Source organism: Kitasatospora sp. NPDC056651, from assembly GCF_042792155.1.
GTDB lineage: Bacteria > Actinomycetota > Actinomycetes > Streptomycetales > Streptomycetaceae > Kitasatospora.
Map to the genome: position 1 here is coordinate 20,206 of NZ_JBHTWX010000078.1, position 22,790 is coordinate 42,995.

At 70.8% G+C, this 22,790-nt stretch carries 19 protein-coding genes; 8 read left to right on the forward strand and 11 right to left on the reverse strand.

All coding sequences use genetic code 11. The features are described from left to right. The first annotated feature begins 823 nt into the window (after positions 1 to 823). The 4 genes from ACFRAR_RS26615 (at position 824) to ACFRAR_RS26630 (ending at position 6,355) form a co-directional block, all read left to right on the forward strand. A complete protein-coding gene (locus ACFRAR_RS26615; protein WP_380700719.1) occupies positions 824 to 1,987 on the forward strand; it encodes an ATP-binding protein in 1,164 nt (387 codons plus the stop codon). Between the two features lie 155 nt (positions 1,988 to 2,142). Further along, the gene (locus ACFRAR_RS26620; RefSeq protein WP_380700720.1) at positions 2,143 to 2,577 is read left to right on the forward strand and encodes an NUDIX domain-containing protein; all 435 of its coding nucleotides are present in this window, start codon (positions 2,143 to 2,145) and stop codon (positions 2,575 to 2,577) included. Between the two features lie 869 nt (positions 2,578 to 3,446). Then, positions 3,447 to 4,487: a hypothetical protein gene (locus tag ACFRAR_RS26625; RefSeq protein WP_380700721.1), complete on the forward strand. Its 1,041-nt coding sequence runs from the start codon at positions 3,447 to 3,449 to the stop codon at positions 4,485 to 4,487. 857 nt (positions 4,488 to 5,344) lie between these two features. Beyond that, positions 5,345 to 6,355 (forward strand): hypothetical protein, encoded by a 1,011-nt coding sequence (locus ACFRAR_RS26630; protein ID WP_380700722.1) that lies wholly within the window; start codon positions 5,345 to 5,347, stop codon positions 6,353 to 6,355. 137 nt (positions 6,356 to 6,492) lie between these two features. On the opposite strand, the gene ACFRAR_RS26635 is transcribed toward ACFRAR_RS26630, so the two are convergent. Next, complete coding sequence (locus ACFRAR_RS26635; RefSeq protein ID WP_380700723.1) at positions 6,493 to 7,854, reverse strand: bifunctional folylpolyglutamate synthase/dihydrofolate synthase; 1,362 nt, start codon at positions 7,852 to 7,854, stop codon at positions 6,493 to 6,495. A 211-nt stretch (positions 7,855 to 8,065) separates the two neighbouring features. Further along, positions 8,066 to 8,500, reverse strand: coding sequence for a hypothetical protein (locus tag ACFRAR_RS26640; RefSeq protein ID WP_380700724.1), 435 nt, complete (start codon positions 8,498 to 8,500; stop codon positions 8,066 to 8,068). A 182-nt stretch (positions 8,501 to 8,682) separates the two neighbouring features. On the opposite strand from ACFRAR_RS26640, the gene ACFRAR_RS26645 reads away from it, so the two are divergent. Next, entirely contained in the window at positions 8,683 to 8,850 is a 168-nt protein-coding gene (locus ACFRAR_RS26645) for a hypothetical protein (protein WP_380700725.1), read from the forward strand. 158 nt (positions 8,851 to 9,008) lie between these two features. Here ACFRAR_RS26645 and ACFRAR_RS26650 read toward each other — a convergent pair whose 3' ends face one another. The 3 genes from ACFRAR_RS26650 to ACFRAR_RS26660 all read right to left on the reverse strand — a co-directional run bounded on the left by ACFRAR_RS26650 (position 9,009) and on the right by ACFRAR_RS26660 (position 10,628). Continuing rightward, positions 9,009 to 9,605, reverse strand: coding sequence for a hypothetical protein (locus tag ACFRAR_RS26650; protein WP_380700726.1), 597 nt, complete (start codon positions 9,603 to 9,605; stop codon positions 9,009 to 9,011). Positions 9,606 to 9,737: 132 nt separating this feature from the next. Continuing rightward, positions 9,738 to 9,977 (reverse strand): hypothetical protein, encoded by a 240-nt coding sequence (locus tag ACFRAR_RS26655; protein ID WP_380700727.1) that lies wholly within the window; start codon positions 9,975 to 9,977, stop codon positions 9,738 to 9,740. 54 nt (positions 9,978 to 10,031) lie between these two features. Further along, entirely contained in the window at positions 10,032 to 10,628 is a 597-nt protein-coding gene (locus tag ACFRAR_RS26660; RefSeq protein WP_380700728.1) for an ATP-binding protein, read from the reverse strand. Positions 10,629 to 10,856: 228 nt separating this feature from the next. On the opposite strand from ACFRAR_RS26660, the gene ACFRAR_RS26665 reads away from it, so the two are divergent. Both ACFRAR_RS26665 and ACFRAR_RS26670 read left to right on the forward strand, forming a co-directional pair. Next, positions 10,857 to 12,257: a hypothetical protein gene (locus tag ACFRAR_RS26665; RefSeq protein WP_380700729.1), complete on the forward strand. Its 1,401-nt coding sequence runs from the start codon at positions 10,857 to 10,859 to the stop codon at positions 12,255 to 12,257. A gap of 138 nt (positions 12,258 to 12,395) precedes the next feature. Beyond that, a complete protein-coding gene (locus ACFRAR_RS26670) occupies positions 12,396 to 13,193 on the forward strand; it encodes a phosphotransferase family protein (protein WP_380700730.1) in 798 nt (265 codons plus the stop codon). A 57-nt stretch (positions 13,194 to 13,250) separates the two neighbouring features. Here ACFRAR_RS26670 and ACFRAR_RS26675 read toward each other — a convergent pair whose 3' ends face one another. The 5 genes from ACFRAR_RS26675 to ACFRAR_RS26695 all read right to left on the reverse strand — a co-directional run bounded on the left by ACFRAR_RS26675 (position 13,251) and on the right by ACFRAR_RS26695 (position 19,030). Next, positions 13,251 to 14,942, reverse strand: a complete 1,692-nt coding sequence (locus ACFRAR_RS26675) for an ABC transporter ATP-binding protein (RefSeq protein ID WP_380700731.1) — start codon at positions 14,940 to 14,942, stop codon at positions 13,251 to 13,253. Then, a complete protein-coding gene (locus tag ACFRAR_RS26680) occupies positions 14,939 to 15,928 on the reverse strand; it encodes an ABC transporter permease (protein WP_380700732.1) in 990 nt (329 codons plus the stop codon). The genes ACFRAR_RS26675 and ACFRAR_RS26680 overlap by 4 nt, the downstream gene beginning before the upstream one ends. Further along, positions 15,925 to 17,028 (reverse strand): ABC transporter permease, encoded by a 1,104-nt coding sequence (locus tag ACFRAR_RS26685; RefSeq protein WP_380700733.1) that lies wholly within the window; start codon positions 17,026 to 17,028, stop codon positions 15,925 to 15,927. The genes ACFRAR_RS26680 and ACFRAR_RS26685 overlap by 4 nt, the downstream gene beginning before the upstream one ends. A gap of 44 nt (positions 17,029 to 17,072) precedes the next feature. Then, positions 17,073 to 18,791, reverse strand: a complete 1,719-nt coding sequence (locus tag ACFRAR_RS26690; RefSeq protein ID WP_380700734.1) for an ABC transporter substrate-binding protein — start codon at positions 18,789 to 18,791, stop codon at positions 17,073 to 17,075. Positions 18,792 to 18,937: 146 nt separating this feature from the next. Next, entirely contained in the window at positions 18,938 to 19,030 is a 93-nt protein-coding gene (locus tag ACFRAR_RS26695; protein ID WP_380700735.1) for an Ms4533A family Cys-rich leader peptide, read from the reverse strand. Positions 19,031 to 19,627: 597 nt separating this feature from the next. Between ACFRAR_RS26695 and ACFRAR_RS26700 the strand changes: the two genes are divergently transcribed. Continuing rightward, positions 19,628 to 21,826, forward strand: coding sequence for a M4 family metallopeptidase (locus ACFRAR_RS26700; RefSeq protein WP_380700737.1), 2,199 nt, complete (start codon positions 19,628 to 19,630; stop codon positions 21,824 to 21,826). A 137-nt stretch (positions 21,827 to 21,963) separates the two neighbouring features. Here ACFRAR_RS26700 and ACFRAR_RS26705 read toward each other — a convergent pair whose 3' ends face one another. After that, a complete protein-coding gene (locus tag ACFRAR_RS26705) occupies positions 21,964 to 22,509 on the reverse strand; it encodes an EF-hand domain-containing protein (protein ID WP_380700736.1) in 546 nt (181 codons plus the stop codon). Between the last annotated feature and the right edge of the window lie 281 nt (positions 22,510 to 22,790).

Below are 22,790 nucleotides of genomic sequence, written 5' to 3' on the forward strand. Positions count from 1 at the left end.
GTCGATGCCGAGCCTGGCGGCGGCCTGCTGATCGGTGAGCTCGGTCCCCTCCTGGAGCGTCCCATCCGCGATCTCCTTCGCCAAGTGCTCGTAGGCGAGACGGGATGCCATCGTCAGGTCGTCCACACCCTGCACGAAGACGTCCGGCGTGCCGCCGGACCCGTCGCGGACGAGCCACCGCTCGTCGAGGAGTGTGCGGATTGCCGCGTCGACCGCCGTTGCGGGAGCTCCGTACTGCTCAGCAAGGCTCTCGCACGAGGGCGGTTTCGTCCCTGTCCACCAGCCCGACACCTACCGGCGCACCCTGCGCCTCCACCTCCCCCGACCGCCATTCCCACTGTCCGGCACGCCGAGATCTCCACCCGCCACCGCCCTGAAACCGCCACAGCAGCGGACGGCTCCCGCCGGCAGAGCACACCGTCCGCTTCCGCGCGGTCGGCGGTGACTCGCTGACCGGAATTCGTAGATGATCCATCGTCAACCTGTGATCTGGCACTTCAGCTGACTCGTTCGGCCAGGTACGTGCTCAGTGAGGACCGGATCAGCTCGGCACTGAAGTCGGCGGACGTGGCGTTTCGGGCTGGGGTGCGGAGCACTGAAATTCTGAAATTGGGGACCTCAGGTCGCCCCGGAGAGGTGTCGTGCGCGGCCCCAGCGGACCCGAGAACGTGTTTCCGAGGCGGCTCACAGCCTCTGAGTCGACCGCCTTCGGGTAGGCGCTCACTCGCCCGTCTACAGCCTCGGAAAACAGGCTCTGACCTGGTGTTTTCCTGGGATTCGCCTAGGCTGTGAAGGTCTGTGAGACACCATCGGAGGGGACATCGTGACTGAGGACGCCAACAGGTACGACGCAAGCCAGATCCAGGTGCTGGAGGGTTGGGAAGCGATTCGGAAGCGGCCCGGGATGTACATCGGCTCGACCGGCGAACGCGGCCTGCGTCACCTCGTGTTCGAGGTTGCGGACAGGGCGGTGAACGAAGTCTTGGCCGGCCACGCCGGCTTCGTCGACATCACTCTCACGCCCGACGGCGGCGTGTGCGTCGCCGACGACGGTCCGGGCGTTCCCATCAGCGAAGCGGGAGGCGCCGGCAGCACCGGCCTCGAAGCCATGCTGACCCGCATGCAGACAGGGGCTGGGACCGGCGGCCGCAACGACGTGACACTCGGCTTCTGCGGCGTGGGACCCTTCGTCGTCAATGCCCTGTCGCGCCGGATGATGGCCGAGGTGCGGCGCGACGGAGTCTGCTGGGTCCAGGAGTATGCGCGCGGCGTGGCAGTCACCCCGCTCACCGAGGCAGGGCCGGCGACTGGAAGCGGGACCACCATCGTCTTCTGGCCCGACTCCGACATCTTCGGAACAGCGGAGTTCTCGTTCGATGGACTGGCGGAGCGGTTCAGGGAACTGGCGTTGCTGAACAGGGGCTTGGAGATCTCACTGACCGACCAGCGTCAGCCGGTCGAGTCCCGGTCGGTGCGGTTCCAGTTCCCGGGTGGGGCCCGAGACTTCGTCGCCTTCCTCGACGCCCAGGCGGTGGCGCCCGCCCCCACAGACACCATCGGCTTCGAGCGCGAGGACCCGCGGATGGCAGGGACGATGGAGGTGGCCTTCCGCTGGTCCGGCTCCCGTGAGGAGCTGGTCCGGAGCTTCGCCAACAGCTGGCCCACCGCCGGCGGCACGCATGTGGTGGGCTTCCGCGACGGGGTGGCAGCCGCGGTCACCGCGTACGCGCGGGAGCGGCGGCTGCTGACAGCGACGGACCCCGATCTCAGTACCGATCAGATCGGCGAGGGCCTGACTGCGGTCGTGTCCGTGAAGGTGGACGATCCTGAGTTCCACGGCGCCATCCGCAACGTACTGGGCAACGCCACAGTGCGCGCCTGCGTCGGACAAGCCGTCCAGGAACACCTCGGCAGGTGGCTGGAGGAGCACCCGGAGCATGCTGTAGCCGTCCTCGATCGGATCGTCCAGGCCGCCCGCCGGAACTAACCGGCAGAGGACCGTCCTGCCGGTCTCTGCAGCCTCAACGCGGACCGCAGATAGACGCAGAGCAACACGCGCAGACCGGCTGGAGAACGTTGCACGTCGACGGCGGCTGGATGCCCCACTGACCCCCGACCGACCACCAGGGAGACCGACCACCCATGAAACAGCGCGTCCGCGCCGTCCTCCTCACCGGCCACGGCACCATGCTCGTCATCGACCGCATCCGTCCCGGCATCGCCCCGTACCAGGTCCTCGTCGGCGGCGGAGTCGAGGACGACGACCCCGGTCTGGAGGCCGCCCTGCTACGCGAGATCCGCGAGGAGATCGCCGGTGAAGCCACCGACCTGCGCCTCTTCCACCAGCTCGAGAACGACAAGGACGAGACCGAGCACTTCTACACCGCGAGGATCACCACCTGGGACTTCAGCAACCGCAGCGGGCCCGAGTTCCAGCGAACCGACCGCGGCGAGTACCTCCTCCGGGAAGTCCCGGTCACGGCCGACGCCGTCGGTGCCCTGAACTTGCTGCCGCCCCAGATCAAGGACGCGCTGCTGGACGCGATCGGCACCGGCAGTCTCACCCCCGTGCCGTAGCCCGGCGCGCTGGATCCCTTGGAACCACCATCGCCCACGGGGCCGGAGAATGTCGCCGAGGTCCGGCCGTCAGGTTGGCCACGCCCGTGGATCCGCCGTGTCCCTCGGGCGATCCTCAGTCGGCGTCTGCGCTCTCCTCCGGCGGGGCCACGGGAGGCCGAAGCGCACGCCGGAGGCGGGCGCAAGATGGGTCGAACGGCAAACGGAGGCGTTCTTCGGGTTCGGGCTGTCGGCCCGTCACCGGCTGCCACCTCGTCGCGCCCCGGCCCTGATCGGGGCGCGACAGCGTGGCAGCCGGAGGCGTGGCGGTGATCCTCCTCCAGGACCGCTCATACGTGCCGCCGCACAGCCGACAGCCCCGCCTTTTCGTCGGACATGCCCATCCGACGGGCCCACTCACCGGCGTGCGCGCAGGCCCGGTCGACATGGGGGTTGGGCGGGACACGAACGGTATGTGGAATCGCGGCTGCGGCAGGTCTCGCATCGCAAGCTCGCTTCCCTCCCCAGGTCCCGCGACACCAAGAATCACCCTAAAGTTGAGCTTTACCCCTGGGGTCGAGGACACTCCCTTGGGGTGACAGGCTTCGGTCGTGAGAATCGCGAAGGACGACCCGCCCAGGCCGCTTGTGACGTGCCGGCTCTACTGGATCGCCGCAGCGGCTGGGGACCAAGCGGGGGCCATGGCGGTCATGCGTCTGTACACAGCATGACGGTTCGGCGTTCTCGCCGAGACCCCTGCCGCCATGCGTTGAGCTTGCCGTTCAGCTGTTCGCACGGGTTCGTCGGTTCTGGAGCCGCTCCGAAATCCGATGGATCCTCCACCGCGAGCGAGGCACAATCCCGGGGAACCGCGGCGAGGGGAAGTTTGTTTGGACGTGTTCGCCTGTGTCAGGTGCTGCACCGAGTTGACGGCGCCGGTGTCCCCGGTCGCGCTCCCCGTGCACACCCACCACGGGGGCTGGGAGGAGCTACATCCTCCGCTGATGGAGTCTGCGACCTACGCCGTCGACCCACGGCCCACCGGGCCGCCCTGGCGGTTGTGGGAGGAAGTCGGGGAGGAAGCGGCTGCCCGACAGGGCGTGTACGCGCCGGTGTACTCGGTGTCCTTCGGCGCGCAAAACAGGATCGTCATCGCACCCGGCGACTCCCGGTCCATGGTTCTGATCCCCGAGAAGTGTGAGGGGTACTGCCTGGGCGTGGACGGGCGGGCCGGCCCCAACCTGGCGTGCGAGGGGTGCGGGCGGGCCGTGGCGACCCGCATGGACGACTGCGGATTGTGGCAGACCGTGTGGCTGGAGCCCAGCGCGGTCGTTCGCCGTCCCTCGGGGCTCCCGGCCGCTCCGCCTCCCGACTGGGACGACCTGCTGCGCGCCGAACACCGTGTCCCACCCGTCGAACCCGATGGATCGTGGAGCCGCCGCTGGGAGGCCGCGGTCGGAGTCGCGTTGGCCCACCTCGTGGCGGCCACCGAGAATCGACCGGTCACCCTCCCCGCCGGCCCCGTCGCCGAGCTGCTCGGCCACGCCGTCGGCCGGTACCTCCCCGACGGACCCGGTGCCCGCTCCGTGGGGCTGGCCGGACCGGGAATCCGCGAGCTCCTGCCCCGTCCCGATGTTCTCCTCGTCCCTCGCCACCCCCTCACCGGCGCGCCCTGGCGCCCGTCTGACGACGAGGCTGCCGTGGTGCCACTGGACAGCGGAGTCTGGGCATACATCGCCCACCCGGGCGAGACCTCGCCGATGCCCTCCACGGGGGTGCTGCCCTGGGGCGTCCTGCGCGACGACTACCCCCTGCCACCACACCCCCCGTACCCACTGACGGCCCACCGCCACGCCTTCAGGGACACCCTGGTCAGGCTGCCCGCGATACGCTCCCCCCGGCTGCGCCGGTATCACGACGCGTGCCGATGAGGAGGTACCTGACGGGCGATGGCGGGGCCAGTTCGAACCGTCCCAACATCCGTGACCGTTCCTCCGGTGGCCGGCTTCACGGCAGCGAGACGTTGATCGAGTCCGGGGCTGCGGATGCCGGCTCGGCGTTTTCGCGTCAGGGAGTCGTTATCGACCGGCCGTCGGCCTCCGGGAGGAGTTGGACCACACCGACCCGGGGGGAATCGCCGCCCCTGTGGAACGCGCGGACCCTCCAACGCCCTGCGGGCAGGTGGACGGGGCCAGGGCCCGGGTGAGTACTGCCCCTGCAGCGGACAACGGACAGGACTGGTGGATCCGCGTGCCCCCGGCCCGGGCATCCGGTCAATCACGCATGGACCGCTGTCAGCAGGGACGGTGCGGGCGCGGCAGTTTGTCCGGGCCCGGGATTCGAGAACCGAATTGTTCTTGATATTGGCTGGCGTGAAATCATTGGTACACGCGCCGCATATGGCATGAAACTGCCGATACTCCCCGGATTCACCATTGGTGATCACGGCACACGGGAGTGGAATGTGCCGCACGTTCACTCTTCCGGCCTATAGGGCAGATGGTTCGATCTCGATATATTTCCTGTACCGAGACGCCTCCCCGTGAGCCTCTTTTCCGGGGGAATCCCACCGTTCCCGACGACCACGGGACCGCCGTCCTGCCGGCGCGGAGGCCGATGCGCCGACGTCGGCCCGAAGATCCGCGCCCGACGAATCACCGCCGAAGAACACGCATCTCCGTGTCCGGACGTCTCTTCGAAAGTCGAAATGCCAGCGGGCTTCGAAAGCCGTGCACGACGTGCGCAAACCTGCCCGCCACCGGCCACGGCCATTCACTCGGGAGGAACCATGAACGCCGCCGCCAGCTGGAACGACATCCTGGTCCGGGACAACTTCCAGGACATGGGGCAGACCCCCACCTCCGACCCCGTCTGGGAGTCCCCGGACATCATCCCCTTCGGCAGCGACGTCCTCGACTTCAACCTCGCGGAGTCCAGCTACAACGGCCCCGACCTCGGGATCAGTCATCCCATCGTGCAGGGGCAGCTCAACCGCCTCTACGTCCGGGGGAAGAACCTGAGGACCGGCTGTCCCGGCTCCGGCAACGTCCGGCTCTACTACGCCCCCGGCGGACTCCTCCTGGACCCGCGGGCGTGGACCCCGCTCACCGCCGAGATCGGCGGCACCGTCGTGCCGTTCACCGTCCGCGGCGGCGGCCGGGAGATCCCGCCCGGGCAGATCTGCCTCAGCCGGTCCGCCTTCCTCTGGCCGAGCCAGAACCCGCCGGGCCACTACTGCACGATCACCACCGTGGACACCCCCGCCCACCCCATGTCCGCGACGCTGCCCAGCTTCGGCTCGCTCGCCGACTACCTGAACTGGGTCAGGTACAACCCCAACGTCGGCTGGCGCAACATCGACGTGATCCCGTGCCGGCGGACGAGCTACGTCCTCTCCAGCCTGGCCATCGCCAACCTCGACAGCACCCCGGAGCGGATCGTCTTCGGGATCTCCGGCGTCGACCTGCCCAACGGCACCGCGACCTTCTCCAACACCGACCAGCAGGCCCCGTTCAGCGTGACGGCACCGGTCTACTCGCCCGGCACCGACGAGGGGTACTCGCGCGCGGTGACCCTGCCCGCCAACTACTCCGGCACGGTCACGGTCACGATCCGGTTCGACCAGCCGCTCCCGTGTGACGCCCGGATCGTGCTGCGGGCCTACAAGGTGGTGAACAACAACCCCGTCGCACTCGAACGGCGGCTCGCCGTTCCCCTCACCGGCGTGCCCGGGCTCACGGACTTCCTGTTCCTGGAGATGGGCGCGTACACCTTCGTCGCCACCCCGGGAAGCTCGTGACGGAGCCTCAGGTGCCCGCTCCGGGTGCCGGGACGGCCACGGGCGCCACGGCGCCGGCCGCCCCGGAGCCCGAGCAGGACGGCGACGGTCGCTGCCCAGGCCTCACGCGGAACCCCACGCGGAGCCCACGCGGAGCCTCACGCCGGCGGCAGGGCGAGCGCCGTACGGGCTTCGCCGACGAGGCGCAGCGAGCCGAAGACCACGATCAGACCGCGGGGGCCGGCGAGTTCGGCGGCGCGGCGGAGCGCCGTCGGGGCGTTCTCGGCGGTCAGGCAGGGGCCCTGACGGCTCGGGGAGAGCCGGTCGTGCAGGGTGGCGGGGTCCGCGGCCTGGTGTGAGTCGGTGCGGGTGAGGACGAGCGGCCAGTCGTCGGGGAGCGGGGCGAGCATGTCGGACACGTCCTTGGCCTTCATCGCGGCGAAGACCAGGACCGGCGGGCGCGGGTGGCCGCCGGCGCGGGCGTGGCGCAGGATCTCCGGTGCGACGGTCTCGGCGCCCTGCGGGTTGGTGGCGCCTTCCAGGAGGACGCGGCCCGTCCAGTCGTCGAGCCGGGCGTTCGGGAGGAGTTCGAGGCGGCCGGGCCAGCGGGTGGCCGCCAGGCGCGTGCGGAGCTGTTCGCCGTCGGGCTCGCGGATGTGGCCGCGTTCGACCATGGCGTCGACGGCGGCCATGGCGACGGCGAGGTTGTGGTGCTGGTGTGCGCCGGGCAGCGGGCAGGGGAGGTCGCGGTGGACGGCGCGAGGGGTCGTGACGTCCAGCAGGGTCACCGGGCCGTGGCTGTCGTCGCGGCCGGCGGGTCGGGTGGTGCGGGCGGTGTAGTGGATCTCGTGGTCCATGCGCCACACGGACAGTCCCGTCCGCTCCTTGAGGACCTGCTCCGCGCTGTCGGCCGCCTCGGGGGCCAGCCGGCCGAGCACCACGTGGTCCCCGTCCTGGGCACCCGCGATCTTGGCCCGGGTGATCTCGGCCAGGGAACCGCCGAGCAGCCGGGTGTGGTCGAGCCCCACGCCGGTGAGGACCTTCACGTCCAGGCCGAGTTCCGCTGCGGCGGCCCTGCTGCCGCCGATGCTCGCCTCGGCCACGGCCAGGTCGATGCCCGCCCGCCGGAAGTGCACGGCGGCGGTGGCCGTGAAGATTCCCTGGGACAGGACGGGCAGCTCGTGCTGCTCGATGGCCTGCCAGACCTCGGCGAACGCCGCCGTGTACTCGGCGCGGGTGACGGGGACTCCGTCGATCCGGATCCGCTCCCGGGGTTCCTGGAGGTGCGGGCTGGGCATGCTGCCGACCCGTGCGCCGGCTGCGGTCACCGCCGACACCGCGTACGCGCAGGTCGATCCCTTGCCGTTCGTGCCGACGACCAGCATCCCGCGCAGGTCCCGCTGGGGGCGGCCCAGTGCCTCCAGGAGCTTGGCGACGTTCGCCTGCCGGGTCGGCCGGGGAAGCCGGTGGGGGTTCTCGTGAATCCTGGCAAGGATGTCCACGCAGCGTTGGTAGTCCACGCGCCGGATCATGCCACCGAACGCGATGGTCCGAAAACCCGGAGTGAGGGGTTCCGGATTCGCCGCGTCCCGAGGCCCCGAGGAGCGCCTCGCGAGGAGAGGCCGCGCGAGGAGAGTCACCCAGGGCGAGGCTGTCCTGGCCGATCCAAGGGGGCCTTCGGCGCCTGAGCGGGTCGGCGGAGGAGGACGGCTTGCGACAGCCGACCGGCGGTCACCGGGCCAGCAGGTCGTGCAGCCCGTCCTCGAAGGCCGGGTACAGGTAGTGGTCGGTGCCGTACCCCGGCATCTCCAGCTTCTTGAGCTGTCCGCTGACGATGTGGGACACCAGCGGAACGGGCAGGGCCTCCGGCCACAGGCCCGTGCGCTTGCCCTCGGTCAGCACCCGGCGGAAGGCACCGGTGGAGCCGCGCAGGCTACGGCCGTCGGCCTTCAACTCCTCGGCGGAGCACTCCCCTTGGCCCTCGACGACCTGGAGCAGGATCTGCTGGGCGCGGGGCGGCAGGCGGTCGTAGTACGAGCGGGCCCGCTCCGGGGTCCAGTGGTCGTCAGGGACAGCGGTGACGACGGCGCAGGACATGGCGGCGAGGGCGAGCAGTTTTTCGAGGGCCTCGGGAGTCGGGTCCTCCACGGTGATGGTGATCTTCATGCCGCATACCCTGGCAGCCCGGAGGGCTGCTCACAAATAACCATGACAAACGCGCGGCAGACGAGAACGGGCGCCTCGCCCCGCGACGCCGGGTCCGGGACCGGACCGGACCGGACCGGACCGGCCGGCCGGCCGACCGTCCGTCCGGGCACATGTCAGTGCCCACCGGTACGTTGCCGTGCATGACCCCCGTGAAGAGCATGACCACCTTCCCGACGGCCATCGGACAGGCGGCCTCGGCCGGGCGCACCGCCGAGTTCCCCACCGGCGGCCGCACCACCACCGTCGAGGTGGTCCCCCTGTGGGCCGCGCCCTGGTCGCCGGCCGCCCAGGCCACGACGAAGCGCTGAGCCGAACAGCCGTGGCGCCGCGCGCTTCTCCTGAACCGGCCCGTCGCCCCGCCCGCGCTTCCGCCGCCAGTCCGACGAGCTGACCCCGCGTGCCCGCTCGAACGCCGCACTGCACGCCGGTCGAGTCGTGCGGCGTTCGTCAGACGGAAGGGCGACCGTCAATCGCGGCCCCAGTTCCACGGGGCGGGGCGGGTGCCGCGCAGGCACGCGACCTGATGGGCGACCAGGTGACGAGCGCGGGCGTCGAGACGGGCTCGGCGCACCGTGTCCATCACCGCGGTGAGCAGGACGACGTCACGTACGGTCCGATAGCCGGACCAGGCGCCGATGTACGGGAGGCTCAGGAGCCGGTCCTCGCACTGGTAGGAGAGGTAGGTGTCGGCGTAGGTCCGGTGGTCCTCACGCGGGGTGGTGAGCAGCTCGGAGCGCCAGCGGGCGGCGACCAGGTCCCACTCCTGGTGGCCGCGCATCAGTGGTCGGCGCGGCAGGAGCCCGACGTGGACGCCGTCGTCGTGGACGGGCACCATGCCGTGGCCGCCGAGGATGACGGCGTCGGGTGTCGGCCAGTCGAGGTAGTCCCACTCCTCGCGAAGCTGGGCGGTGTGCTCGCGCAGGAAGGCACGGGTCGGCTCGTCCAACAGGACGTCACCCCGGCCGTCCAGGCCGTCCGGATCGGCCGGCAAGGCGGCGAACGGGTCGTGCTCCTGGAGCCACGGTGCCGTCGCCGGGTCGATGCGGTGGGTGAGGGCGGTCACCCACGCGGACAGGGACGTGTCTGCGCTCGGCTTCCCGCAGGACCGCCAGAACGTCACCGCCCGCCCCTCGGCGGACGGGTGGACGTCGGTGTATCGAGGGGAGGTGACGGCGACGTGGTTCCGGCTCAGGAGTCACGCGCTCTTGAGGAGGGCCCGGCCCTCGTTCGGGTCGGGGTGCACGATCACGAGGGCTCGCGACGTGGGCAGCGACCACAGGTGGTTGGGGCTGTCGCTGACCAGCTCGGCCTGTCCCGCGTCGTCAGCGCTGGCCGAGCAGGCCTGCGTCAGGGCCTCGTAGGAGGTGGCGACGTCCAACCTGCGGGCCGGGGTGGCGGTCTTGAGCAGTAGTGCGGTTCGTGGTCCGACACTCACGGCGTAGTCCTCGGGTCGAAGTGGGTGGACGGGGGTGGGAAAGCGGGGGATCGTCTACGGGACAGTGCCTTCCTCGTGCCGTCGGACCAGCCTTTTCGGTTTGTCCGCGCTCCTTCGTGTCCGCCCGGAGACGGCCTTCACCTGGTACTCCGGCGACTGGATGGCGGCTTCCGGCTGCACTTCCGCCTTCACGGCGGCGGCCTGGCCGAAGGTCTCCGGGGCCACATCGAGTTCGAACCACACGGACCAGCCGGTCGGCCGTCCTCGGGGGTCGAGACGCTGGTGCCAGCCGATGTCGTCCGCGTAACCGGCCGCGACCACCAGTCCGCGGCCGCAGGTCGCATCCAGGTCGTCGACGCTGCTGTTCATCACGGGCTCAACCACGCTCGGGTCCGTCACGGTGATCCGCAAACGGCCGCGCTCCCGGTCGATATCACCCTCGATCAACAGCTCGGCTTCATCGCCGAGGCGTTCACCGACGACGTGCTTGATCACGTTGTCGATGAACTCCGAGGAGCACACGCGAAGCGCGTACGCCCTGGGCTCGTCGAGGACGATGCCGGCCCTTGCGACCTCCTCGGACAGCAGGTTGCGGACGGCGCCGAGGGAGGCGGTTGTGATCGTGGCGCTGAACTCCAGAACACGGTGCATGACTGTTCCTCCGGGCCGTTGGCGGGGGTGGCGAGCGGTGGTCATCGCGTGTCCACCGAGATTCGCCGTGTCAGGGGCCGGAGGGCAACCGGAAGAAGTTGCCGCTGTGAGTCGAACTCACTGGTTTGGCCCGGCGCGACGGGAAACCAGTGATGAGTTACTGCTCTTGACCATGAATCAGTCGCTCCGGATGGCTAGGCTTCCCATCAGCGGTAGAGGAGGTGGGACATGGGCCACAAGCCCTCCTGCGCAGCGCGCATCAGAGCCAGTGCCGAGGCAAGGTGCTGGACGATCGACACGACGGCGGCCATGATCGTCGAGTGCTGTGGCGTCACACCTCTCCGTGCTCACCGCCTGGCCCGGGGGTGGACGCGGGCTAATGCCGTCAGCGAACTGATCCTTCTGTGTGGTGAGTTGGCGCTCGATTGTCCAAGCCTGGACGCTGAGCAACTGGGCGTCTGGGAGCGAAACGCCCGGATGCCGCGGGCTCGGACCATCGACCTGCTGTGTCGTCTCTACCGGACCGACACACAAGGGCTGGGGCTCGCCGGCGGCTACCGTGCCGACGCTTCCACAGCCATGGCCGTGTTCACCCCGCCTCCCGGACCCGATCGTCCGGCGGCAGCCAAGCAGGCGATTCTCCCCTCGCCGCTGGTTGCGGGCGACCCTCTCGACGCCGTCACACGTTCCCACCGGCGTGCCATCGAACGCACGCTGGCCAGCACGACGCTCACCACTGGCGAGCTCGAGTCCCTGGACGGGAAGCTCCTCGCGCTGCGGCGGGACTACGTGTCCGACCCCCCGATGGTGATGTTGGCACGGCTGCTGGCGACCTTGGAGGAGGTCCGGCAGTACTCCGAAGAACGGCAGCCGGCGGTCGTCCAGGTGAGGCTGTCCGAGATGATCGCCGTACTGTCCACCCTGACTGCGGACGCCCTGATGAAACTGGGGCGCACAGAGCAGGCTCGGGACTGGTACGGGACCGCGAAGTCGGCCGCCGACGACAGCGGCAACCGCGAACTACGCACACGCGTACGGGTGCAGGCGGCGATGCTGCCGTTCTACTACGGGCCGCTGGCCGAGGCGGCGGCTCTCACCCACGAGGCCGTGCTCCTCAACCGCGGGCGGCCGTCCGTGACAGGGGCATTCGCCTCCGCCGCCGAGGCCCGGGTCAAGGCCTGTCAACACGACGAGGACGGCGCCCGCGCGGCGATCGTACAAGCCCGCACGCTGTTCGAACGCAGCCGGCAGACGGCCCAGGAGGACGACGCGTGGGCGTTCCCCTACCGGCGGCTCCAGCTCTACCTGTCGGGCGCCTACACCGCCCTCGGCGACACGGTGCGGGCCGGCCGGGCCCAGGATGAGGCGCTGCGCCTCTATCCCGACCACACCGGTATCGACCCGGCACTGCTGCGTCTGGAACAGGCCATGTGTCTGGTTCGGCAGCGGAGCGTGTCCGAGGCCTGCCAGCTGGCCCGGGTCACCTACCTGGCGGTGCCCGCGGACCACCGCACCAGGATCCTCGGCGCCCGCGCGGCGGACATCATCAAGATAACGCCGAAGGACGTACGGCCTCGTGCTGCCCGAGAACTCGGCGAACTTCTGGCCCTTCCAGCCGGCCGGACGTGACAGACGCCTCCCGCGCCCGTCAGCCTGGCGGGTATGAGTACTCCGGTTCTCCGGATCGGCGGGTTCGCCGAATCCGAGGTTGTCACAGTTCTCAACGCTGCCTGCGACCAGGTCGGGCTCGACCCGGTCGGTGCCGTGATGCTGCGCGGCCACACCAACGCCGTCTACACGCTGCCGGCCGCCGGGGCGGTCGCCAAGATCGCGAGGGCGGGCACGCCTTTGGACAGTGTCCGCCGTACCGTCCGGCTCGTGCGGTGGCTCACCGGCAGGAACTTCCCGACGGTCGAGCTGCTGCCGGTGCGGCAACCGGTTGTGGTCGGTGGGCACGCGGTGACGTTCTGGCACCATCTGCCCCAACCTGGCCGCCCTGTTCCGGCGGCGCACCTCGCTGTTCCCCTCCGCACCCTTCACGAACTCCCGCCTCCCCCCTTCGACGTCCGCCCGGTCGACACCGCCAGGGCCATCGGACGGTCGATCACGGAGATCACCGCGTTGCCGCCGGAGGACGTCGCCTGCCTCGAACAGCGGTTGGCCGATCTGGAGGACGCCCTTCCCCACTTGCGGTACGTCCTGCCGCCGGGGCTGTTGCAGGGCGACCCTCAGCACCGCAATGCCCTCCACCACGAAGATGCCGCAGTCCTGTGCGACTGGGACACCGCCTGTTTCGGGCAGCCCGAGCTCGACCTCGTGACTGTCGAGATCCATTGCCGTCGCTTCGGCTACGGCTCGACCCACTACCAGGAGTTCGCGGACCGGTACGGGTTCGACGTGACCACGTGGACGGGTTACCCCGTACTGTCCGCGCTCCGCGAACTGCGGATGATCACCACGAACGCCAAGCGGGCCTCACCCGGGGGCCCGGCACTCGTGGAGGTACGACGCCGCGTCCAAGGGTTACGGTCCGGGCACGACCGGCTCGGATGGAACATCCTCTGAATCGGCGCCTGAGCGGCCCCGGGCGGCCGGGCCCCCCGGCCCGGCCGTCCGGGGTGGTCAGGCGCCGACGGCCAGCCGGGCGTGGCGGCGGGCGGCCGCCTCGGCCGGGTCCAGCACCGGTACGGCGGCCAGCAGGCCCTTGGTGTAGGGGTGCTGGGGGGCGTCGTACACGGTGGCGGCGTCGCCGTGTTCCACGATCCGGCCGGCGCGCATCACCGCGACCCGGTCGCTGACCTGCCGGACCACGGCGAGGTCGTGGGCGATGAAGACCAGCGCGAGACCGAGGTCCCGCTGCAACTCGCCGAGCAGTTCGACCACCTGGGCCTGGGTGGTGACGTCCAGCGCGGAGACCGGTTCGTCGCAGACGATCAGCCGCGGCTCGGGGGCCAGCGCCCGGGCGATGCCGACCCGCTGCCGCTGCCCGCCGGAGAACTCGTGCGGGTAGCGGTGGTACCAGTCGGGGTCGAGCCCCACCCGTTCGAGCAGTTCGCCGACCCGGGCGCGGATGCGGCGCTCGTCGCTCTCACCGGCGATGCGCAGCGGGTCGGCGACGGACTCGCCGATGGTGCGGCGCGGGTTGAGGGAGGAGACCGGGTCCTGGAAGACCATCTGGAGTTCCCGGCGCAGCGGGCGCAGTTCCTTGTCCCCGAGCGCCCCGATGTCCTGGCCCCGGTAGTGGAGCCGGCCGCCGGTCGGTTCCAGCAGCCGGACGAGCATCCGCCCGAGCGTGGTCTTCCCGGAGCCGGACTCGCCGACGACGCCCAGCGTCTCGCCCGCCCGTACGGTGAGCGAGACGCCGTCGACGGCGGTCACCGGGGCGGTGCGCCCGGTGAGGCGGCCGCGGGCGGCGAACTCCCTGCGCAGGTCGACGGCTTCGAGCAGCACCTCGCCCTCGTCCGGCCCGCTCGGGGCGTCGGGCGCGGCCGGAGCCTGCGGCGCGTCCACCCTGGGCACCGCCGACAACAGTGCGCGGGTGTACGGCTCGCGCGGGGTGCCCAGCACCTCGGCGACCGGGCCGTGCTCCACCGCCCGGCCGTCCTTCATCACCAGCATCCGGTCGACGCTCCCGGCGACCACGCCCAGGTCGTGGGTGACGAGCACCAGCCCGGCCCCGGTCTCGGTGCGCAACTCGTGCAGCAGGTCGAGGATCTGGGCCTGGACGGTGACGTCCAGCGCGGTCGTCGGCTCGTCGGCGACCAGCAGCCGCGGCTCGCAGGCCAGGGCCATCGCGATCAGCGCGCGCTGGCGCATGCCGCCGCTGAACTCGTGCGGGCGCGAGCGCGAGCGGCGCGCCGCGTCGGGGATGCCGACGCGGTCGAGCACCTCGACGGCCCGGGCCCTGGCGGCCCGGCGGGAGATGTCACGGTGGACCCGCACGACCTCGGCGATCTGGTCGCCCACCGCGTAGTAGGGGTCGAGCGCGGAGAGCGGGTCCTGGAACACCATGGCGGCCAGTCCACCGCGCAGGCGCCGCAGTTCCGCGCCGTCCGCCGTGACGGCGTCGACCCCGGCGACCCGGACCGAGCCGCCGATCCGGGCGCCGGTCCCGCGGTGCAGGCCGAGCAGGGCGTAGGCGACGGTGCTCTTCCCGGAGCCGGACTCGCCGACGATGCCGAGCGCCTGCCCGGCGTCCAGGGTGAAGCCCACGCCGTCGACGGCGCGCACGTGGCCGTCGCCGACCGGGAAGTCGACGACCAGGTCCCGGACGTCGACGAGCCCGCCGGCCTCGGCAGGGGGTGTGGTGCTCACGTCAGGACCACCCTTCGGTCGGTCACCGCGTAGAGCACGTCCGCGACGACATTGGCGAGGACCACGCAGAACCCGGTGACGAGGGTGAGTCCGACGACGGTCGGCAGGTCGATCAGGCCGACGGAGGTGACCAGCAGTTTGCCGAGCCCGGGGAGGCCGAAGAGCGACTCGGTCAGCACCGCGCCCCCGAACATCGCCCCGAGGTCCATGGCGGTGAGCGCGATCACCGGGGTGAGCGCGCCGCGCAGCGCGTGCCTGGTCACCAGCTGCCGTTCGCTGACGCCGTACGCCCGGAAGGTCCGGATGTGGTCGTCGGCGAGGGTCTCCAGCATGGAGGAGCGGGTCAGCCGGGCGTACTTGGCGGACTCGATCAGGGCGAGGGAGATCCAGGGCAGCAGCAGGCCCCAGAACCACTGTTCCGGGTCCTCGGTGAGCGGTGCGTAGCTCGGGAACGGCAGCCACTGGAGCTGGGCGCACAGGACGACGAGCAGCACCAGGCCGAGGACGAAGACCGGTACGGACTTGCCGGCCAGCGTCAGCAGGGTCAGCAGGCGCTCGCCGAGCCGGCCGCGGCGCAGCGTGGACAGCAGCCCGGTGCCGACGCCGAGGACCAGCCAGAGCACCATCGCGCCGAGCGACAGCGAGGCCGTCACCGGGAGCCGGGCGGTGATCATGTCGGTGACCTGCTCGCCGCTGCGGTAGGAGACGCCGAGGCAGGGGGCCGGGCAGTGCAGCAGTCCGGTGCCGGCGCTGAAGTCGCGGCCGGCGACGATGCCCTGGAGGAAGTGGGCGTACTGGAGGTACACGGGCGCGTCCAGGCCGAGGCGTTCGCGCACCTGGGCGACCTGGGCGGGGCTGCACTTCTCGCCGCAGGCCAGCTGGGCCGGGTCGCCGGGGGCGATGTAGAACACCGCGTAGACGATCACGGAGAGGGCGAGCAGCACGCCGAGCATGCCGAGGGCCTTGCGGAGCAGGAAGCGGGTCATGCGGTCGCCCCCTCGGTGGCGTTCGACGGGCCGGGGTGGCCCGCGTTCGACGAGCCGGCGCCCGCCGGCCCCGTGTCCGACAAGCCGGCGCCCGACGTGCTCGCCGTGCCCGCCGGGTCCGCCGGGTCCGCGCCGGCGTTCGACGCCCCGACCCGCAGCCGGGAGGCCGCCCGGGGGTCGAGCTCGGTGCGCACGGCGTCGCCGAGCACCGTGAAGGCGAGCACGGTGACGAACAGCAGCGCCGACGGCAGCAGCACGTACGTCGGGTCCGCGCGGAACCAGGTGGTCGCGCTGGAGAGCATCTGGCCCCAGGACGAGGTCGGCGGCTTGACGCCCACCCCGAGGAAGGACAGCCCGGCCTCGGCGACCACGTTGCCCGGCAGCAGCACCGCCGCGTAGGTGATGATCGGCGCGGCCAGCGACGGCAGCAGCTCCCGGCGGGCGATCCGCCACCGGGAGGCGCCGGCCAGCCGGGCCGCGGCCACGTAGTCGAGCTGCCGCAGGGAGAGCGTCTGCGCCCGGACGATCCGCGAGGTGCCGGCCCAGCCCAGCAGTCCGATGACCAGGGTCAGCAGGAGCGGGCGGGGGAAGTCGGAGGGCACGACGGCCATCAGCGAGATGGCGAAGACCAGCGTGGGCAGGGCGAGCATCACCTCGGTGGTGTTGCCGATCAGCTGGTCGAGCACCCGGCTGCCGAGGCCCGCGGCGAGGCCGAGCAGGACACCGATGGCGACCTGGACGACGGTGGCGCCGAGGGCGACGAGCAGCGAGATCCGGGCGCCGTGGACCAGCCGGGCGAAGACGTCGCGCCCGGTGCCCGGTTCGACGCCGAGCCAGTGCTCGGCGCTGACGCCGCCGAAGGAGCCGGTGGGCACGCCGCCGGCCGCCGAGTCGAGCAGGTCGTTGTGGAAGCTGGTGGGGTCCTGTCCTTCGAGCGCGCTGAGCAGCGGTGCCGCCGCCGCGATCAGGACGAGCAGGACGATGACGAGGCCGGCGGCGAGGGCGGTGCGCCGCGCGAGCAGCCGCCGCCACACCTGCCGTCCCCCGGGGGCCGGGGAGGCCGCGGGGGCCTCCCCGGCGCTGGGTTCCTGTGGAGCCATGATGGTCCGTTCGATCCGTCCGTTCGATCCGTCCGTGCCGTCCGCTACTTGACCGCGACCTGGGAGATGTCCAGCACGCCGGTCCAGTCGCTGATCACGATGTTGCGGACGTCCTTGCCGGACAGCCGCTTGTACACGGGGTGGAACAGCGGGACGGTCAGGGCCTGCTCGCCGATGCGCTTGTCCAGGGCGCCCCAGCGCTTGGCGGCCTCGGCGTGGTCGGTGATCTTGTTGATCTGGTCGATCTCGTCGTTCACCGAAGGGTCGTTCAGCTGCGCGGAGTTGAAGTTGGAGCCGTCGGTGACGATCTGCCGGCCGTCGAAGATCGGCGCCAGGAACGGGCCGCCGGACGGCCAGTCGGCGCCCCAGCCGGTGAGGAAGAGGCCGGGCTCGGTGCTGACGCCGTGGACCGTCTTGGAGTACCTGCTGGAGTCCAGGGGCTCCAGCTGGACGGTGATCCCGGCCGCCTTCAGCCCGTCCTGGACGGCGGTGGCCACGTCCGGGCCGTAGGCCTTGCCGGCGTCGGTGGAGTGGGTGAGCGTGATGGTCAGGCCGTCCGGGTAGCCGGCCTCCTTCAGCAGCTCCCTGGCCTTCTCCGGGTTGCCGGTGGCGCCGGCCGGGAACGGGTCGTACGGCGTGTACCCGAAGGTCTCCTGGCCGGGCAGGAAGGTGGTGGCGGGCTCGGCGAGCGAGGAGCCGCCGGTGGCGTTGACCACCGAGGTGCGGTTGATCGCGTAGGCGACGGCCTGTCGGACCTTCGGGTCGTCGAAGGGCTTGACCTTGGGGTTGAACGCCAGGTAGTTGACGAACCCGAAGTGGCCGGTGCCGACGCGGGCGGCGAGCGCCTTGTCGTCCTTCACCCGGGCGAGTTCGGAGGGGCCGAGGTTGGTGTCGGTGGTGACGGCGGCCGCGTCGGCGCCGGTGCCGGCGGTGAGCCGCTGGTTGATCACCGCCGGGTCGAGCCCGGACTGCACGTCGACGGTGTCGGGGTACGCCTTGCGCTGGTCGTCCGTCTGCGCCGACCAGTTGGGGTTGCGCTCGAGGACGATGTGGGCGCCGTCGTTCTCGTTCTTGACGACCCGGTAGGGGCCGGAGGAGACCGGGTGGTCCTGGTACTTCGCCCCGGTGTCCTTGTCCTTCGGGACGGGTGCGAACTGCGTCTGGGTCGCGAGGTACGGGAAGTCGCCCTCGGGCTTGTTGAGGCGGAAGACGATGGTCTTCTCGTCCGGCGTCTCGATGGCGTCCAGAGTGCGGCCGTCCTTGTACGGGCCCTGGTAGTCGGCGGCGCCGACCAGCCAGTCCCTCAGGAACGGTGCACCACCGGAGAGTTCGGGGGCGAATGACCTCTCGATGCCGTACTTGATGTCGGCGGTGGTGATCGGCGATCCGTCCTCGAACTTCAGGTTGTCCTTGAGCCGGAACGTCCACACCGTCGCCCCCTCGGACGGGGTGCCGGTGTCGGTGGCGAGGTCCGGGACCACCTTGGTGCCGGCCGCGCCGTCGGCCCGGTTGCGGGTGGTGAGGGTGCGGAAGACGAGCGAGGGGACGTTGCCGCCGCCGGAGGTGTAGAGCCGTGCGGGGTCGAACTGCTCCTGGGGGAGCCGGTTGAGGACGGTGAGGGTGCCGCCCTTCTGCGGCGCGGCGTTGCTGTCGGTGCTCCCACCGCCGTCGGCCTTCGGTCCGCACGCCGCCAGTCCGACGACGAGCGCGGCGGTGACGGTCGCCGCGGCGAGGTGGCGGGGGGCGAGGGTGGTTCGAGACATCGGAAAGGGAGCCTTTCGCTACCGATGGTGTACGGAGGAAGGCGGGCGGCGGTGGGGCTTCGGGGGAAGGAGTGAACAGCACCGCGCCCGCGGGGAAGGGCGACGCCCGGCGCGGCGATCACCGCGACGCGTCGGGACAGGCGGGTTCAGCGACAGAAGTTGTCGGAAACGCAGTGCGCGGCCACGCCGATCAGCGCCAGCTCGATGGCGGCGCACTCGATCGGGTGACGGTCAGACATGCCGAGAAGACTCTCCGAAGATCAGAGGAATGTCAAAATTCCTGCACTCCTGGGACAGCAGAGGCGGGATTTCCGTGTCCGGCACAGGGATATCCCATGGAGGGGGGAGAAACCCCCACCCGTCCGGGACGGGAGGCACGGGACGGCTCCCGGCGGCCGCCGGGCCCCCGTCCGGGAGTGCGGGAAGAGGAGCCGGGGGCGGGGGCAGGGCGGGGTGGACCCCTGCTCCCGTCCGCTTCTCGTCCGCATTACCCGTCTTCTGACGGTGGATTACCTCGGCATTACGTCTGCGGCGAAGCATTTCGGCCAACTTGCCGCCGCACGGGTGACGCGTCACCGACAAAGCTGGCACTGTACCGTCCCATCGCCACAGCGGCCCTTGCAGCCGCACGCGCACCACCCGCTGCGGCGACCACCCGAAGGCTGTCCTCACTCGAAGGCTGTCCCCACTCGAACCACCAGCTCTACCGGGCGGCACCATCCTCCGCCGCCCGGCTGGCTCCGGCCGTACCCTCACGGCCGTCGCAGAAGGAGTTCAGTGTGACTCGATCCTTCCGAACGTCCACCGCCACAGGCGCGTTGATAGCCAGCGCCGCGATGGTCGTGACCGCTCTGACGTCCGGCGTCGCCGCCGCCGACGAGACCCCCGTCCAGGCCCCCGCCGAGGTCCGGGCCATCGCCGGCGCGCTGCCGGCGCAGCTGTCGCCGGAGCAGCGCGGCGAGCTGCTGGCCTCGGCGGACGCGTCGCTGACGGAGACCGCCAGGTCGCTGAACCTGGGGTCGAAGGAGGCGCTGATCGTCAAGGGCGTCACCAAGGACGCCGACGGCACCCTGCACACCCGCTACGAGCGGACCTTCGACGGCCTCCCGGTGCTCGGCGGCGACCTGGTCGTCCACACCGCCGCGGACGGCTCCGCGAAGGGCGTCACCAAGGCCACCGAGGCGGACATCGCCGTCGACACCACTCCCGAGGAGAGCGCCGACTCGGCGAAGGGCCTCGCCCTCGACAGCGCCGGGAGCGCGAAGGTCGCGGAACCGGCCGCCGACAACGCCCGCAAGGTGGTCTGGGCCGCGTCCGGCACCCCGCGGCTGGCCTGGGAGACGGTGGTCACCGGCACCCAGGAGGACGGCACGCCGTCCGAGCTGCACGTCATCACCGACGCGAACACCGGCAAGAAGATCATCGAGTACCAGGGCATCGAGACCGGCATCGGCAACAGCAAGTACTCGGGCCAGGTCACCATCGGCACCACGGCGGCCGCCGGCGGCTTCGCGATGACCGACACCACCCGCGGCGGCCACAGCACCTACGACCTGAACGGCACCAGCTCCACCAGGAAGCTGTTCACCAACCCGACCGACACCTGGGGCGACGGCACCGTCGCCAACCGGCAGACCGCCGCCGTGGACGCCGCCTACGGCGCCCAACTCACCTGGGACTACTACAAGAACGTCCACGGCCGCAACGGCATCAAGGACGACGGTGTCGGCGCCTACAGCCGGGTCCACTACGGCAAGAACTACGTCAACGCGTTCTGGTCCGACAGCTGCTTCTGCATGACCTACGGCGACGGCGCGGGCGACGTCAAGCCGCTGACCTCCATCGACGTCGGCGCCCACGAGATGACCCACGGCGTCACCTCCGCCACCGCGAAGCTGATCTACAGCGGCGAGTCCGGCGGCCTGAACGAGGCCACCTCCGACATCATGGCCGCCGCCATCGAGTTCTGGGCCGACAACCCCCAGGACCCGGGCGACTACCTGGTCGGCGAGAAGATCGACATCAGGGGCGACGGCACCCCGCTGCGCTACATGGACAAGCCCTCCAAGGACGGCCGCTCCAGGGACTACTGGTCACCCGACGTCGGCTCCGTCGACGTGCACTACTCCTCCGGCCCGGCCAACCACTGGTTCTACCTGGCCTCCGAGGGCAGCGGCGCCAAGACCGTCAACGGCGTGGCCTACGACTCCCCCACCTCCGACGGACTGCCGGTGACCGGCATCGGCCGGGACGCCGCCGCCAGGATCTGGTACCGGGCGCTCACCACGTACATGACCTCGTCGACCGGCTACGCGGGCGCCCGCACCGCCACCCTGCGGGCCGCCGCCGACCTGTACGGGCCGACCAGCGCGACCTACCTGAACACCGCCAACGCCTGGGCCGCCATCAACGTCGGCCCGCGCGTCGTCGACAACATCCTGCTGGACACCGTCGCCGGCCAGATCACCGAGGTCGGCGCCCCCGCCGACCTCCAGATCACGGCCACCAACTTCAACCCCGGCGCCGTCACCTTCCACGCCACCGGACTCCCCCAGGGGGTGAAGCTCCACCCGGTCACCGGCCGCGTCACCGGCACCCCGACCGTCGCCGGCACCTACACGGTCACCGTCACCGCCAAGGCCTCCCACCACAGCAGCACCTCGACGACGTTCACCTGGAAGGTCTCCCCGGGCATCTTCACGAACGCCACCCAGACCCCGATCCCGGACGGGGGCCCGGCGATCTTCTCGGACATCGTCGTCGACCGGCTCCCGGGCCGGGCGCCGAGCGACCTCAAGGTCGGCGTGAACATCGAGCACACCTGGCGCGGCGACCTGGTCATCGACCTGGTCGGCCCGGACGGCACGGTGTACCCGCTGAAGAAGAGCAACATCGGCGACTCTGCCTCCAACGTCGTCGAGACCTACACCGTGGACGCCTCCGCCCAGCTCGCCAACGGCACCTGGCGGCTCCGGGTGCAGGACGTGTACCGCGGCGACTCGGGCCGCATCGACGGCTGGAAGCTCGTCTTCTGACCGCGTCCGTGCTGAACACCGAGCACTGAACAACGAGCAGTGAGCAACGCACACTGACCACTGAACACCGAGGTGATCCGGCCGGCGAGAGCAGTCACTCCGCCGGCCGGATCACCTCTTCGTGGATTCCGGGCCGTCTACCGGATGGGGCCGATCAGCCAGTTGCCCGGGGCGTTCTCGTCACCGCTCAGATAGAACTCGGTGATGGCCAGCCGGAATTCCTCGTGACTGAGGACCCCGTTGCCGTCGCGGTCGAGTCGCCGGAACGCGTCCTCCGAGTGCACGGGCGGGATTCCCAGCGCGCTGTACATGCGCACGTACTCGTCCTTGCTCAGCACTCCGTCGCCGTTGGTGTCCAGCGCGCGCATCAGAGCGTCCGCGATCGTCAGCACCGCCTCCTCGAAGTGCTCCGGAGCCGTGACGTTGGCCTCCATGACGTCGAGGAACTCCTCGCGGTCGATCCTCCCGTCCCCGTTGGCGTCGCCGTGCGCGAGCAGCACCCGCCACCACTCCTCGAACGCGTTCCGCATCGCCGAGGCGTTCTCCCGGTCGTCCTCCGCGGCCAGTGCGCCGAAGAGGTCTCCCATCGCCCGGAAGTCGTCATGCGTGAGCACGCCGTCGCCACCCTGGTCGAACCAGTCGAAGAGCATGGCGAACTTCTGGTTCTTCACCTCGGCCGGCATTCCTTCTCCCCTTCTCTCGCCCGGAGACGGGACATGGCGCCCCGTCACGACTTTCGACCGCACACTAGATCGAAGGGGAATGGCGAGGCAATTGCCCATACGAAAGATCACACCTTCGATGGAAAATTCGCCATGAATGCATGATCTTGCACGAGACGGGGCGTGCCGCCACCGACAGGCCCCGCCCCAGTGGCACACACGGCCGCGGGGCGGGGGGGGGGCCCCCGCGGGCCCCGGGGGGGGGTTTGGGGGGGGCGGACCCGGGGCGCCCGGGGGTGTGA